This is a genomic window from Arcicella aquatica (assembly GCF_034928825.1).
Classification (GTDB): Bacteria; Bacteroidota; Bacteroidia; order Cytophagales; family Spirosomataceae; genus Arcicella; species Arcicella aquatica.
On sequence record NZ_JAYFUL010000009.1, the window covers coordinates 12,240 to 27,941 of the forward strand.

Genomic DNA, 15,702 nt, shown 5'->3' on the forward strand with positions numbered 1-15,702 from the left:
AACATGAAACGAGTATTAATAACAGGAGGAGCAGGCTTTTTGGGTTCACACCTTTGTGATAGATTTATCAAAGAAGGATTCCATGTAATAGCGATGGATAATTTGATTACAGGTGATTTGAAGAATATCGAACACTTATTCAAATTGCCGAATTTTGAATTTTATCACCATGATGTTTCTAAATTTATCCACGTTCCGGGTGAATTAGATTATATCCTTCACTTTGCCTCACCAGCCTCTCCGATTGACTATTTGAAAATTCCAATTCAAACCCTAAAGGTAGGTTCATTAGGTATTCATAATTGTTTAGGATTAGCCAGAGTAAAGAATGCAAGAGTATTGATTGCTTCAACTTCAGAAGTTTATGGAGACCCAACGGTTCACCCACAACCAGAAGAGTATTGGGGAAATGTAAATCCAGTTGGCCCTCGTGGTGTTTATGACGAAGCGAAACGTTTCCAAGAAGCAATGACGATGGCATATCATACTTTCCACGGTTTAGAGACAAGAATTGTTAGAATCTTTAATACTTATGGCCCAAGAATGAGACTGAATGATGGACGTGTATTGCCTGCATTCATCGGTCAAGCTTTAAGAGGCGAAGATTTAACGATGTTTGGAGATGGTTCACAGACAAGAGCATTCTGTTATGTAGATGACTTGGTTGAAGGTATCTATCGTTTGTTATTGAGTGATTATGCACAACCAGTAAATATTGGTAATCCAGATGAAATCACTATCAAAGAATTCGGAGAAGAAATTATCAAATTAACAGGAACAGAGCAAAAGTTAATCTCATTACCATTACCAACAGACGACCCTAAGCAACGTAAACCAGATATTACCAAAGCAAAGGCTATTTTAGGTTGGGAACCGAAAGTGAGTCGTTCAGAAGGCTTGAAGATTACCTATGAATATTTCAAATCTTTATCGAAAGAGGATTTATTCAAAATGGCAAATCATAGAGAGTTTGAAAAGAAATAAACATAAACATGAGTCATCCCGAATTTTAAAATCATAAAAAAGCGGTCTAAATTAGTTTTTAGACCGCTTTTTTATGATTGATGGGCAACGAATTCCTACTGTTTGAGCGGAGCGAGTTTAGGAATTCTTGATTTTCTTTTGTTACTTTTCTTTCATCAAGGAAAGAAAAGTAAGGACTAGACGATAATTAAGTAGAAAACCTCACAAATTGTCTCCAAAACACACAATTTTAGGAAAAATTTGGGATGACTCATGTTTATTACCATCTAATCAAAGCTGACCCCCACGTAAAGCCACTTCCAAAAGCAGCCAGACAAATTAAATCTCCATCCTTTACTCGCCCAGTTTCCCATGCTTCGCAAAGGGCTATTGGAATAGAAGCGGCGGTAGTATTGCCATACTTTTGAATATTGTTCATTACTTTATCTTCCGAAAGTCCCATTTGTTGGCGAACATATTCCGAAATTCTTAAATTAGCCTGATGCGGTACTAATAAATCTATCTGGTCTGGTTGAAGTCCATTTTTATCTAAGGCCTCGCGTATTACTTCTGGAAAACGCACAATAGCATGCTTGAAAACAGCATTACCGTTCATGATAACATCACCAGAGTTTTTGTCTTTCACTAGATTATCAAAGAATCTGCCCCCACTGCTACTACTACTAGGTTCTTTTACATATAAATCCTCAGCATATCTGCCATCTGCGTGCAAATGCGTTGAAAGTATTCTATGGTTTTCATCTTGAGTTGCTTGTAATACTACCGCACCCGCTCCATCTCCAAAAATTACTGCCACCCCTCTACCTTCGTTAGTTGGGTTCAAGAAAGTAGATTGCACCTCAGCACCAATCACCAAGATGTTTTTATACATTCCTGAGCGAATGAATTGATCAGCAGTTGATAATGCATAAATGAACCCCGAACATTGGTCGCGGATGTCTAATACCCCTACACCTTGTATGCCTAATTCTCTTTGCATCACAAACCCAGGACCTGGGAAATAATAATCGGGTGTGATGGTAGCATACACAATAAAGTCAATATCTTCTGGTGTAATTCCAGCGCGTTCTATCGCGATTTTGGCTGCTTCGGTGGCCATTGAAGCATTGGTATCTTTGCCAGCTGTAAAATATCTACGTTCTTTAATACCAGTACGTTCGGTAATCCAAGCGTCGGAGGTGTCCATTAAAGTTTCTAAATATTGATTGCTGATAATATTTTCAGGTACGTAATGTCCGATACCTACGATTCTTGAGTAAAGCATAAAGAAATTTTTAAATACAAAACAAAATTATGAATTTTCGTGAAAATATTAGATTATTTCCGGAAAATGAATTGATGTTTTAATAAAAGCAAATATGATGCCCAATAAAAAAGTGTCACCTAAGTTTTGCTTAAATGACACTCTGTTATAAAAGTCTAAACAATAATTAAACTGAAAAACTTTCGCCACATCCGCAAGTACGGGTAGCATTCGGGTTTTTGAATTGAAAACCTTTACCGTTCAAGCCGTCTGAAAAGTCAAGCTCTGTACCTGCTAAGTATAAAATTGATTTTTTATCAACCATGATTTTTACACCTTTATCTTCAAACACCATATCAGTAGTTTGCGGTTGAGAAGCAAAATCAAGATTATACATTAATCCAGAACATCCTCCGCCTTCCACAGCTACTCTAACGTTAAAGTCGCTCGTAAGTCCTTCTTTCTGACGCAATTCTATGATTTTGTTAGCTGCTATTTCTGTGATGGTTACCATATCTTTATGAAAATTATTTCCTATTTTAATCTTTATAACGGCAAAGTTAATCGGAAAGTTCATAGAAAGTACGCTGTATTGAATCCAATTTTGGGATAAAATATAATTTATTTCACAGGTAAATGTACTTCTGCCATCATACAACGAGCAGACCCTCCGCCATTTCCTTCTATCATCGATAAGTCAAAATGGTGAATAGTGGTATAATCTTCAAGCGTAGCAATTTGCTTAGGCGTTAATGAATAATAAGCTGCATCAGACATTACTAAAATTTTGTCCCCTTGCAAACTCCTTATTTCCAGCATATTACCAGCAAAGTTATTCATCTGTTCCAATGATATTTCTATGATTCTTTTACCATGTTGTTCTAAGGCATTTCGTAAAGTAAGTCGCTCATCTAAATTTTTGATAGCATCTAAACACACCACAGAAAACATATCACCTACACACATCAATACATTGGTATGATAAATCTGCTTTCCATTGCCATCTACCGCTTCAAAAGACACTATTGTATAATTCGTTTTAGCACTAAATTCTGACAATACATCCTGATTGGTTCTAGGCGAAATACAGGCATAAGTAATCTTATTCTTGCGGTCGAGTACCATCGAGCCTGTTCCTTCCAAGAATTTATTATCCTTTTCAAAAGAAGATAAATCGATTCTTTTATTCACATAAAATCTCTCTTGAAGGCTATCGATAATATCCTGTCTGCGTTCTAAACGTCTGTTTTCAGCCTGCATTGGATAGAGGATAACTGTTCCATCATTATGAAATGAAATCCAGTTATTAGGGAAAATAGAATCAGGCGTGTGTGGGCTTGCAGTATCCTCAATAACGATGATATCTACACCAGCTTTGCGGAGCTGTGCCACCATTTCGTCAAATTCTTTCAGGGCAATTTCTTGTGAAGTTGCTTGTGTTTCTTTGCCAAAAGCTTGGTTTTGAAAAGCATTGGATGTGGCAGTTTGTTCATTAAAACCAAAACGAACAGGACGAATCATTAAAATATGAGCAGTAGTCTGATTTTGCATGGCTTAATAAATTTACAATGATAGTTCACTTCTTAAAATGGGCATCGACATACAATGCGAGCCACCCCTTGCTCTGGATAACTCGGCTGACGGAAGCATAATAAATGTATTTTGAACCGTTTCGGGCGAACGCTTTCCTGATTCAAAATCATTTAATAAATCTTCCATTTTGATGGTTTCAAACCCCATTTCTCTGAAAGCCTCAAGGGTTTTATCGTTTCTATCATACCCAATCACAACCCCTTCTTTTACAGCCAGTAAATTACAAGAGTCTGTCCATTGTTCTCTGGCACCATAAGGAAATTCATTATTGCCAGAATAAATAAATTTCACATCTAATGGTTGAACGCCAAGGTCATAAATAGAAATTTCGGTTAATAATTCCTCTAAGCTAGCTATTTCACGAGGTTCATGTGCCTCTCCACGACGAAACTGAACAATGTGTACTTGTTCTGCTTTCTTGGAAGGTAACAAGCCTGCTTTAATTAAAACCTCATCTTCTGCTTGTAGTTGTGGTTTAGCCAACGAACCCAACAATACCCACATATTACGTTTTACTTGCGTAAAAACGGTATCAATGTGCATATAATCACGTTTGTTTGGAATCTTTACCAACGTAATTTTATCTACTATTTTCTTTTCAAATAGAATCTTAATGACTTGTTTGGCTGCATTTACGGTGGTTCTTTCTGAAATGCCAATCAATAAATGATTTTTTGCTACCATCATTACATCGCCCCCTTCCAACGTCGTTTGTGCTTCGTTAGCTTCGTATTCTGGTAATAAGAAAAGCGTTTCGTTATCAGGTATTTCTATCAGATTTTTACGAACAGTATCAAAAATTGGGTGATTGAAAAAGATATACTGAACCAACAATGCCTCGCGAGTACGCGCTTGTTTTTTAGGACGGTTCAGTAGAATATGATTGTTGATGGTAATGCCAATATCACGCGTAAAAATAAAATTTGGAATAGGCGGAAAAAGCATTTCTCCAGATGGTGTACTACCTGAAATCAAGGTTTTCGCTAATTCGATAGGAGGGAGGTTGTAAAGCTCATCATGCGTACTATACCATTCTTTCTCTATCGCACAGGCAGCAGCTACTAGCTTCATCCTCACTAAATCATCCTCTAAAATATCAGATAATAATTTTTGAAGTTCTATTACTTTGTCAGAATTGAAATATGCTGGATGGTCCGGTTTAAAGAAGTTACGGTCTTTATCGGCATCAATAGCAGCTAATTTACCTTTAATTTTATCAGGGTCAAGAAAATAGAGCAAGGTTTTTACATAAAAATCATACTCTTGGCGACGCATCGTATCTAAATGCACAATGTCTTCAAAAAGCCAGTCTTGTGCTTTTGAAGGCACTACTTTCCCTAAACCGCTATCTGGACTATGTATGAGCAATCGCCTAAGTGTGCCTACTTCAGAAGAAACTTGGATGAGATTTTCCATAAACAATGATTAATAAAATCTGATTTCTCGCAAGTACTCATAATTTTTTAGCAATGTCAAGCCTGTTTTGAAAGGTAATTTTGAAAACATACCCTATTGAATTTAAACCCTGTTTTTAATGAATAATTTTTTTAGAAAATAATATGAGTTTTGAACAGTTCATCTTGATTTTAAACTTCATCTTGAGATTTTATTCTTAATAAAAGGCTAAAAATATAGTAATAAGCAAACTTTTTTCAATTACTTAGAGTTGTTCTAAATAAAGTGTAGTATTTAAAAAATACAATATTTAATTTTGTATCATGATTGGGAAAATTGTGTTTGATTTCTCCATTTGGGAATTATTAAACTAACGAAACAATTGTACCCCATAAATCAAGGTTTAGAAATTAATAGATAAAATGCTCAAAATAGACAATTTACAGGCGAAAATTGGGGAGAAGCAAATCCTCAGAGGAATTAATCTTGAAGTTAAAGCGGGTGAAGTACACGCAATCATGGGACCAAACGGTTCTGGTAAAAGTACTTTGGCTTCAGTATTAGCAGGACGCGAAGATTACGAAGTAACTGCTGGAAGCGTAGATTTTAACGGAACAGATTTATTAGAATTAGCAGCTGAAGAACGTGCAGCAGAAGGTGTTTTCTTGGCTTTCCAATATCCAGTTGAAATCCCTGGGGTTTCAACAACCAACTTTTTGAAAACTGCTGTTAACGAGATTCGTAAATATCGTGGTGAAGAACCAATGGATGCCGTACAGTTTTTAAAGATGTTCAAACAGAAAATGGCTTATGTAAATATTGACCAATCTTTGTTGAACCGTGCTCTGAACGAAGGTTTTTCTGGTGGTGAGAAAAAGAAAAATGAGATTTTCCAAATGGCAGTACTAGAACCTAAATTAGCCATTTTGGATGAAACAGATTCAGGTCTTGATATTGATGCACTTCGTATCGTAGCAGAGGGAGTAAACAAATTGAAATCTCCGGACAATGCTGTCATCGTAGTTACTCACTATCAACGTTTGTTAGATTATATCGTTCCTGATTTTGTTCACGTATTATACAAAGGACGTATCGTAAAATCTGGTACTAAAGAATTAGCTTTAGAATTAGAAGAAAGAGGTTACGACTGGATTAAGGCAGAAGTAGATGCTGAAGAATTGGGTGAAACAATCGCTTAATTGAATAGAGATTTTTATTGCGTATTAGGCAACTAATACTGCATCAATATCAATTATTAACATGGATAATAAAGATTCATTAAAGGCTCAATTGATTTCAGACTTTCAGGCCATTGAAGGACGCATGAATGGAGAAGCAAAATCTCCTGTTCATCAAGTTCGTCAAGAAGCCTTGAAAACGTTTGAAACCTTGGGTTTTCCGACGATAAAACACGAAGAATGGAAGTATTCTAATGTCAAAAACTTGATTAATCAAGCATTTGAATTCAATGCTCCTTCTGATTTTTCAGCACAAGATGTAGCGGATTCTTCTATTCCTAATCTTGAAGGTAATATACTTTACTTTGTAAATGGTGTTTACAATGCCGAGCTTTCGTCAATTGTAAGTCCAAGCTCAGAATTACAGATTTTAACTTTTGCAGAAGCTGTTAAACAAGAGCCTGCATTAGTAGAACAGTATTTTAATAAATATTCTGATTCAGCAAGCAATGCTTTCACGGCATTGAATACTGCCTTTGCTCACAACGGAATTTTTGTGCATGTTCCTGCTAATAAAGTAGTAGAACAACCTGTCATTTTAAGATTCATCGCTGATGCTCGTAATGTAAATGTAGCATCACAACCAAGAAATTTGATTGTTGTAGGCAAACGTTCACAAGTACAAATTGCAGAAGCTTATCGTTCATTGGGTGATAATTCTTCGTTTACCAATGCTGTAACTGAATTTGTGGTAGAAGAAGAAGCAAACGTTCACTACTACAAAGTTCAGAACGAATCTGATAAAGCTTATCACATTGGTACTACATCGGTACTTCAAGCTGGTAAATCAGTTTTTACTGCCAATACAGTAACTGCCAATGGTGGTTTTGTACGTAACAATTTGAATATCAAAATTGATGGTGAATATGCAGAAGCAAATATGTTTGGCTTATACATTCCAAACAAAAAACAGCATATTGATAACCATACTGTTGTAGACCACGCTAAGCCAAATTCAGAATCGCACGAATTGTATAAAGGAATTTTGAAAGACAATTCAGTGGGCGTTTTCAATGGTAAAATATTTGTTCGTCAGGACGCTCAGAAAACAAACGCTTTTCAATCTTGCAAAAACGTATTGATGTCTGAAAATGCTTCGATGAACACGAAGCCACAATTGGAAATCTGGGCTGATGATGTAAAATGTTCGCATGGTACTACTACTGGTCAATTGAACGAAGATGCTTTGTTTTATATGCAAGCACGTGGGATTTCAAAAGACTCAGCAAGAGCATTATTGATGTTGGCTTTTGCTCAGGAAGTAATTGACAAAATGCAAATTCCAGCGATTAAAGAGTACTTACAGGAATTGATTATTGATAAGATTTATCAGGGATAATATACGCAGGAGAGTAGTATTTTACCATAACCTTTGTTGAGGTAAAATGCTGGAAAGATGATTTGCTAAAGCAAAAAAAGCACCATTGAAACCATGATAACGACCGATATTTTAGATATACAAAAAATAAGAGCTGATTTCCCTATTCTTGACCAAGAAATAAACGGAAAAAAATTGGTTTATTTTGATAATGCCGCTACTACGCAAAAGCCAACAGCCGTTATTGATGCCATTGCTCATTATTATAATTTTGATAATGCCAATATTCACAGAGGAATTCACACACTAGCGGAAAGGGCTACGCGTGACTTTGAAGCTTCGAGAGAAGCCGTTCGTGAATTTTTGGGTGCGTCTTCTACTGAAGAGATTATTTTTACGTCTGGTACTACCCAAGGAATTAATTTGGTAGCAAGTACTTTTGGTAGGAAATTTATCAAAGAAGGCGATGAAATTATTGTGTCGGGCATGGAACACCATTCCAACATTGTGCCTTGGCAAATGCTTTGTGAAGAAAAAGGAATAACGCTAAAAGTGATTCCTGTCACTGAACAAGGTGAATTGGATATGGAAGCGTATGAAAATTTACTTTCTGAGAAAGTAAAACTAGTAGCGGTAAACCATGTGTCTAATTCATTGGGAACAATCAATCCTGTGAAAGAAATTATTGCTTTAGCCCACGAATATGGTGCTAAAGTATTAATTGATGGCGCTCAGGCTACTTCACATTTTAACATAGATGTGCAAGATTTGGATGCTGATTTTTATGCGTTTTCAGCGCATAAATTATACGGACCAACTGGTATGGGTGCTTTGTATGGCAAAAAAGAATTATTGAATGCTATGCCTCCATACATGGGGGGTGGTGAAATGATTAAGGATGTTACCTTCGAAAAAACCACTTATAATGAATTGCCTTATAAGTTTGAAGCCGGTACGCCTAACATTGCGGATGTAGTGGCGCTAAAAACAGCGTTAGAATATGCTGATGCACTTGGAAGAGAGAACATCGCTGCACATGAAGATATGCTGTTGAGCTATGCAACTGAGCAATTATCTGAGATTGAAGGATTGAGAATTATCGGTCAAGCCAAGAAAAAAGTATCTGTATTGAGCTTTGTGATTGATGGAATACATCACCAAGATATTGGCGTATTGCTTGATAACCAAGGAATAGCCGTAAGAACGGGGCATCACTGTACACAGCCTTTGATGCAAAGATTTAATTTACTTGGAACTTCAAGAGCCTCTTTTGCGGTTTATAACACGATAGAGGAGATTGATAGATTAGTGGCAGGTATTCATCGAGTAAAGAAAATGTTATTGTAGTTTGTAAAAGAGGATTAGCTGAATTACAAATTATTCAAAATAATTTATGACTATCAACGAAACACAAGACGAAATCATTGATGAGTTTGCACTTTTTGACGATTGGGCAGATAAATACGAATACATCATTGATTTGGGTAAAAAGTTAAAAGGTTTGCCAGAAGAGCAAAAAACAGAAGATAATATCATCAAGGGTTGCCAAAGTAGGGTTTGGCTGAATGCTAAATTTGAAGATAATAAATTATTGTTTGAAGCAGATTCTGAAGCAATCATCGTAAAAGGTTTGGTGAATATGTTAATCAGAGTATTATCTGGCCATACCCCCGAAGAAATTACTGCTGCTAATTTGTATTTTATTGATAAAATTGGAATGACTTCGCATTTAGCTCAAACTCGTTCAAATGGGTTGGCTTCAATGGTAAAGCAAATGAAAAATTATGCTATTGCCTATGGATTGAAGGCTTAGTTTTTCAGAAAATAAATAGTAGAAATTCATAATCATTGATAGAAATCATGTCGGAAGTAGATTTAAAAGAAGAGGTAATCAGAGCATTAAAGGGCGTATATGACCCAGAAATTCCTGTGGATGTATATGAACTAGGATTGATTTACGATATTAAAGTTTTTCCAGTAAACAATATTTACATTTTGATGACTTTAACATCACCTTCATGCCCATCTGCTGAGGCCATTCCTGTTGAAATCGAGCAGAAAATTCGTGAGATTGAAGGAGTAACAGATGTAAGTGTTGAATTAACTTTTGACCCCCCATATTCACAAGACATGATGTCTGAGTCGGCCAAATTGGAACTTGGTTTTATGTAATTGTGTTTTGAATCAGATTGCCCCACTAATGATTGTTAATCATTAGGTATATATTTTTATTACAAGACAAAATCATATTTGAAGTGTTTCTTTGAAGGACAATTTTCAAATTGACTATTTTTCAAATTTTCAAACTTTATATTATGTACCCAGAACATTTAGTAGCTCCAATGCGTGCTGACATCGTAGAAGGAGGATTTACAGAATTAAAATCAGCTACAGAAGTTGATCAAGTATTGGCTGAAAAAGGAACGACGTTGGTATTTATCAACTCGGTTTGTGGTTGTTCAGCTCGTACTGCTCGTCCAGGTGTAAAAGAAGCTGTTTGGAACTCTGCTAAAAAACCAGAACATTTAGTGACAGTTTTTGCAGGTGTTGACCAAGAAGCGACTCAAAAAGTTCGTGAATATCATTTACCTTATCCTCCGTCTTCTCCATCAGTAGCATTGTTTAAAGATGGTGAATTGGTTCATTTTGTAGAACGCCACCACATCGAAGGTCGTTCGGCTGAAATGATTGCAGGACATTTGGAAATGGTTTTTGACGAATTTTGTGCATAGTATCAAATACTTTCCAATAAAAAGCAGGCTTTCAATACTTGAAAGCCTGCTTTTTATGTAATTCGCCTTTTATTTTTTGTATTGCTCAATAATCCTGAATATTGTCTTTTGCGTTTCTAAGCTTTTGAAATATTCAAACATTAATTCATGCCCTTCATAGCTGAGTACCAAAGCTGTTTCTAAATAATTAAAGGCTTCTTGATATTTTCCTGCTTTAATTAAATAAATGGATGCTCTATAATACAATTCGGCTTCTTCGGGCATAATATCAATAGCAGATACCATTAGTTCAGCCGCTAAATCAAAATCACCTTGTTCATGAACCAATGCCGACCATTTAATCCATGCTTCTGGATTAATAGGCTCTAATTCAGCTGATTTTTGATAGGCTTCCATGCCAGAAGTGATATTCCCTAAGTTTGTTTCAGCATCAGCCAAAGCTAACCAGTAATATGCGTTTTGATCATCAAGGCTCAATGCTTTTTTGATAAAATGAATAGCCTCTATCCATCTCTTCATTTCGCACAAGCAAATTCCTACACCAAAATACCCGTCATCCCATTCAGCATCAAGCTGGATAGCATATTTGTAATAGTGGATGGCTTCTGAAAATCGTTCTTGACGTTCAATACTAGCTCCTAAGCAACAATACACTTCGGGACTGATGTCTTCGTGTTCCAAACAATAACGATAATTCTCTTCCGCTTTTTGCCAATTGCTCAAATTCATGTACGAATTTCCTAGATTGAAATAAGCAGATGAAAATTTGTCATTAATGGCAATGGCATACTCATAAGCATCGGCAGCCTCTTCAAATTTGGCAAGCTTAGAATAAGCGATTCCAATATTGTACCAAGCATTTTCAGAGAATGGGTCAGTATCAATAAACTGCTGATAGTAAGGTAGCGATTCTTCTAATTTACCAATCTCATCCAAACTATTGGCTAGTTCATATAGCGCATTTTCATTCTTGATGTTGGCTTCAATCGCTTGTTTAAAAGCTGCTACAGCATTGTGGTGCTTACCCCAGCTTTGATAAGCCAAACCGATATGGAAATATACTTCGTCACGCTCTTCGGCAATGTCCAAAATCTCTGTTAAGAGTTCTATGGCAGTTTGGTAATCACCTTTCAGGTTATAAATAGTACTCTTCAGGTAAATGGTATCGCTATCCGAAGGATTGAAAATCTCAGCTTGCGTTACTACTTCCAAGGCCTCATCATGCTTGCCTTGGTTGGCTAGTAATTCTGCCTTACAGAGCATCAATTCTAAAGAATATGGATATTGTTCAAGGGCAATGTCACAGGCTTGCATGGCATCTTCTATCTTACCTTCTTCCATATAATGCTCTACGATTTGCTCGTAAGTATCAAGGTCAAAGAAAGAATTCTCCCTACGTTTGAGCATAGACTCAAAACGCCTCACTGAATGCAGTGTCTCTTCTTGGCGGTCTTCAAAATCTTGTTCCATCATTTGATTGCAGGGGGTGAGGTGATGTTTATCAGTGGCTGGAAAAACATTTATCAACATTATTGATAAATGTTTTAGGTTATGCCAAACTCTCTTTATTGCTAAGATAATAAAAAAACTTTTAATTTACCAAAATTGGAATAGTAACATTCATCTTAGTTTCTATATTTAACTAACATATATCATAGGATAATTTTAGCTTTTTATGAAACATTTTTACGATACTTTCTAGCATTGTTACTACACTATTAATTTAAAAACTATTTAGTATTATCGATGTATTTAGCTTTTAAAACAAAACAAATACGGTTTAAGGTTTCATCTAAGTCCCTGAATTTCAAACCTAATTGGTTTTTAACTTTATCATTGGCATAATAAAAGTGATGACTTGATGTCAAAACCGTTTCTTTCGTAATTAACGGAGCTTTCCCTGTGAAATAACTTCTTACTGCTTCTACACGCCAAATAATAGCAGTTAAAAATTTACTTATTAACTTTCTGGGAGGCTTTTTATTGAGTAAGGTGGCTACTTTTTCAAAGAAATCTTTGTAAGAAACATAACCACTATTTAAAATAAACCTTTCTCCAGAAACATCTGAAGTCATTAACTGAAAAATACTCTCGGTTACATCTACGATATCTACGTAATTCAGGGTGCCTTTAGGATAGAAAGAGTGTTCTTCATTCGCATATTTGAATAATTGCGTACTACTTTTACACCAGTCGGCTTCTCCTAAAATCAATGAAGGATTTACAATCACCGATGCCAAACCTTCCGAAAAACCTCGCCAGACTTCCATCTCAGCCAAGTATTTAGATTTAGCATAATTAGAATTCAACGGACTTTCTTCCCAAGTTGCTTTTTCATCAATCGTAATGATAGACTCATGCTTAGCTTCAATAGGAATTTTTCTGCCTAAAGCCGCTACTGAACTAACGAAACATATTTTTTCTACACCATGCGAAATACAACTATTCACAATATTGGCTGTACCTTCAATGTTGGTTTTAAACATAATGTCGCGGTCTTTGGGTGCAAAAGATACAATTGCCGCAGCATGTACAACCAAATCAACCTCCCTCATTAATTCATCTAAAAACATTACATCCAAAATATCACCATCTTTCCAAGTGATTTCAGAAGCTATTTCTTTGATGAGTGATAAGTCGCTTGTACTTCTTTTTAAGCCAATTACTTGATAGCCAGCCTTTAAGAAACGCTTAGCTACAAAACTACCCACCAAGCCAGTAATGCCAGTGATTAGGATATTTTTAGGTTCTTGAATCACAATAATTTTAACATAAAAACATTCATGTACATTTGTGTTACAAAGGTAAATCCAAATCATCAGAATCAATTACAAAGTGATAAAGAAAGCGTTTATAGATTTAGGGACAAATACTTTTCAGCTACTGATTGTAGCCCAAGAAGGCAGTTCATACCAAAAGATACATGAAGATAGTTATGCTGCTAAAATTGGATTAGGCGGAATTTCATCAGGTATCATTACACCAGAAGGCATCGAAAGAGCCATCGTAGCGCTAAAGTACTTTCAGGAAAGATTAACGCAGGAAGAAGTAACAACTGAAAATATTTTTGCTACAGCTACTAGTGCTGTTCGTAATGCTAACAATGGCGATGAGTTTTGTAAGGAAATACTTAACCGAACAGGTATTAGCATCAACGTGATTTCTGGCGAAGAAGAGGCCGCATTGATTTATGAAGGTGTAAAATTAGGGACACAGATTGGAAAAGAAACGTCGTTGATTATTGATATTGGTGGCGGCTCGGTTGAATTTATCATCTGTAATCATGATCGAGTTTTTTGGAAACAGAGTTTTGAAATAGGCGGACAAAGATTGATGGATAAGTTTTTTCATTCAGACCCTATCACACCGCGTTCTGTACAGTTATTAAAGCAATATTTGGAAGAAAAGTTATTGCCATTGACCAATGCTGTGCATCAATACGCTCCAATTTGTGTCATTGGTTCAGCAGGTTCATTTGAAACCCTCATTGACTTATATTTCATGAAGACCTTTGGGCATTTGCCACCCACAGAACAGGTTTCTTTTGAATTGCCCATTGCCGAATTTTACGATTCATTCTTGAAAATAGTTTCGGCTAATCATGATGAAAGAATGGCTTTGGCTGGAATGATAGAGCTTCGGGTAGATATGATTGTCGTAGCAGTTTGTTTGATAGAGTTTGTATTAAAACGTTATGAGATTCATCAAATAAAAGTATCGAACTTTGCGTTAAAGGAGGGAATACTGAGCAAACAGCTTGCACTTCACTCATTTTAAAGAAGAAAACTGACCTATATACCTGCTAAAATACAGTTGTATAATGTTTTAATACTGAGAATTTTAAGGTTTTATAAGCTATTGAATAACTAATAATTTTCAGATATGGCATATCACATAAGTCATTTTTTTTCGTTAAACTTGTTAAAAATTAATTAATCTCCAATATTTTTTTTCAACGATTCAAGCTCAAATGTTAAACTTGACTCTTCGTAATCCGTAAAAGCTATGCAGATCTTTCTAAGTATCCTATTACAAACTAACGTTATTTCTCCAGACTCTGTAACTACTTCGCTTGCTAATGGAGCGACAAAAGCTGACCAAGAAATGAATATTTTGAACCTCTTAGAAAAAGGAGGTTGGGTAATGATTCCAATTTTTATATTGTTTGCTATTGCCTTATTTTTATTCTTGGAAAGATATTTTTATATCCGTAAAACTGCCAAACTTGATAATAACTTTTTGTTTTCAATCCGTGAAATGTTGTATGTAGGCAATGTACAAGGGGCTATTGCTTATTGTAAAAACTCACAATTCCCGATTGCAAGACTCTTAGAAAAAGGATTGAACCGTTTAGGGTCGCCTATTCGTGATATAGAAACAGCCATTGAAAATACGGCAAGAGTAGAGATTTATAACATGGAAAAAAACCTTGGATTTCTTTCAGCCATTGCTAAAATCGCTCCTATGTTTGGTTTCTTGGGTACTGTTTCAGGGATGATTCGTACTTTCCATAATATTTCAGTAGCCAACAAAATTGATATTAGCACGATTGCAAGTGGTATTTACGAGAAAATGGTTACCTCCGCTACAGGTTTGATGGTGGGTATTATCGCTTACTTTTTCTATACCATTCTTACTACGATGATTGATCGTGCTGTGAATAAAATGGAAGTTACAGCGATTGATTTCTTAGACATTTTGCATAAACCAGCATCAACTAAATAATTTTTAATGGCTGATTGCAAAATTAAGCATTCATTCTTCATTGTTGAAAATATATGAATATAAGAAAACGTACTCGTGAACAATCTGAAGTAGAAACTGGTGCATTAGCAGATATACTTTTTTTCTTGATGATGTTCTTCTTGATGATTTCAACCTTGGCTAGTCCAGATGCCATCAAGTTGTTATTACCAGAATCGTCAACTGCCCAACAAACGGCAACGAAAGAAAATATCAGATTGACAGTTGATGAAAACAATAATTACTTTGTAGATGATAACCCAGTTCCTTTTGAAGAACTGGAAACATACCTTGGTGACGAAGCCAAAAAGAAAGGCTCTGAAACCGTAATTTTGAGAATTGCCAAAGATAGAACAGTTCAGGATTTGACAAAAATCCATGATATTGTAGCCCGCCTAAACCTTGGAATGGTAATGGCAACCGATAAATTATAAATTAACATATCGATTAAGAGAC

General features: G+C 35.8%; 16 protein-coding genes. 10 read left to right on the plus strand and 6 right to left on the minus strand.

Annotated elements, in window-relative coordinates:
* Nucleotides 1–3: 3 nt before the first annotated feature.
* Nucleotides 4–984, plus strand: a complete 981-nt coding sequence (locus VB264_RS07700; protein ID WP_323248188.1) for a UDP-glucuronic acid decarboxylase family protein — start codon at nt 4–6, stop codon at nt 982–984.
* Between the two features lie 259 nt (nt 985–1,243).
* Here VB264_RS07700 and VB264_RS07705 read toward each other — a convergent pair whose 3' ends face one another.
* From VB264_RS07705 to VB264_RS07720, 4 genes are all read right to left on the minus strand, one after another.
* Nucleotides 1,244–2,248, minus strand: coding sequence for a beta-ketoacyl-ACP synthase III (locus tag VB264_RS07705; protein WP_323248190.1), 1,005 nt, complete (start codon nt 2,246–2,248; stop codon nt 1,244–1,246).
* A gap of 166 nt (nt 2,249–2,414) precedes the next feature.
* A complete protein-coding gene (locus VB264_RS07710; protein ID WP_184131079.1) occupies nt 2,415–2,741 on the minus strand; it encodes a HesB/IscA family protein in 327 nt (108 codons plus the stop codon).
* Between the two features lie 107 nt (nt 2,742–2,848).
* Nucleotides 2,849–3,778, minus strand: coding sequence for a citrulline utilization hydrolase CtlX (gene ctlX / locus VB264_RS07715; RefSeq protein WP_323248192.1), 930 nt, complete (start codon nt 3,776–3,778; stop codon nt 2,849–2,851).
* Between the two features lie 12 nt (nt 3,779–3,790).
* Complete coding sequence (locus VB264_RS07720) at nt 3,791–5,236, minus strand: arginine deiminase family protein (protein ID WP_323248194.1); 1,446 nt, start codon at nt 5,234–5,236, stop codon at nt 3,791–3,793.
* A gap of 401 nt (nt 5,237–5,637) precedes the next feature.
* Here VB264_RS07720 and sufC point away from each other — a divergent pair, with 401 nt between their 5' ends.
* The 6 genes from sufC to VB264_RS07750 all read left to right on the plus strand — a co-directional run bounded on the left by sufC (nt 5,638) and on the right by VB264_RS07750 (nt 10,503).
* A complete protein-coding gene (gene sufC / locus VB264_RS07725) occupies nt 5,638–6,414 on the plus strand; it encodes a Fe-S cluster assembly ATPase SufC (RefSeq protein WP_309920269.1) in 777 nt (258 codons plus the stop codon).
* 61 nt (nt 6,415–6,475) lie between these two features.
* Entirely contained in the window at nt 6,476–7,792 is a 1,317-nt protein-coding gene (sufD, locus tag VB264_RS07730; RefSeq protein ID WP_323248196.1) for a Fe-S cluster assembly protein SufD, read from the plus strand.
* 93 nt (nt 7,793–7,885) lie between these two features.
* Complete coding sequence (locus VB264_RS07735; protein ID WP_323248198.1) at nt 7,886–9,118, plus strand: cysteine desulfurase; 1,233 nt, start codon at nt 7,886–7,888, stop codon at nt 9,116–9,118.
* Between the two features lie 46 nt (nt 9,119–9,164).
* Complete coding sequence (locus VB264_RS07740; protein WP_323248200.1) at nt 9,165–9,584, plus strand: SufE family protein; 420 nt, start codon at nt 9,165–9,167, stop codon at nt 9,582–9,584.
* A 47-nt stretch (nt 9,585–9,631) separates the two neighbouring features.
* Complete coding sequence (locus VB264_RS07745) at nt 9,632–9,943, plus strand: DUF59 domain-containing protein (RefSeq protein WP_323248201.1); 312 nt, start codon at nt 9,632–9,634, stop codon at nt 9,941–9,943.
* Nucleotides 9,944–10,086: 143 nt separating this feature from the next.
* On the plus strand, nt 10,087–10,503 hold the full coding sequence (locus VB264_RS07750; RefSeq protein ID WP_309920256.1) for a BrxA/BrxB family bacilliredoxin: 417 nt from the start codon (nt 10,087–10,089) through the stop codon (nt 10,501–10,503).
* Nucleotides 10,504–10,572: 69 nt separating this feature from the next.
* On the opposite strand, the gene VB264_RS07755 is transcribed toward VB264_RS07750, so the two are convergent.
* Together VB264_RS07755 and VB264_RS07760 are read right to left on the minus strand one after the other, a co-directional pair.
* Nucleotides 10,573–11,976 (minus strand): tetratricopeptide repeat protein, encoded by a 1,404-nt coding sequence (locus VB264_RS07755; protein WP_309994609.1) that lies wholly within the window; start codon nt 11,974–11,976, stop codon nt 10,573–10,575.
* A 257-nt stretch (nt 11,977–12,233) separates the two neighbouring features.
* Nucleotides 12,234–13,322: an SDR family NAD(P)-dependent oxidoreductase gene (locus tag VB264_RS07760; protein WP_323248203.1), complete on the minus strand. Its 1,089-nt coding sequence runs from the start codon at nt 13,320–13,322 to the stop codon at nt 12,234–12,236.
* Between the two features lie 16 nt (nt 13,323–13,338).
* On the opposite strand from VB264_RS07760, the gene VB264_RS07765 reads away from it, so the two are divergent.
* The 3 genes from VB264_RS07765 to VB264_RS07775 all read left to right on the plus strand — a co-directional run bounded on the left by VB264_RS07765 (nt 13,339) and on the right by VB264_RS07775 (nt 15,680).
* Nucleotides 13,339–14,280: a Ppx/GppA phosphatase family protein gene (locus tag VB264_RS07765; protein WP_323248205.1), complete on the plus strand. Its 942-nt coding sequence runs from the start codon at nt 13,339–13,341 to the stop codon at nt 14,278–14,280.
* A gap of 228 nt (nt 14,281–14,508) precedes the next feature.
* Complete coding sequence (locus VB264_RS07770) at nt 14,509–15,228, plus strand: MotA/TolQ/ExbB proton channel family protein (protein ID WP_309920246.1); 720 nt, start codon at nt 14,509–14,511, stop codon at nt 15,226–15,228.
* A gap of 53 nt (nt 15,229–15,281) precedes the next feature.
* Complete coding sequence (locus VB264_RS07775; protein ID WP_309920244.1) at nt 15,282–15,680, plus strand: ExbD/TolR family protein; 399 nt, start codon at nt 15,282–15,284, stop codon at nt 15,678–15,680.
* Nucleotides 15,681–15,702: the final 22 nt, after the last annotated feature.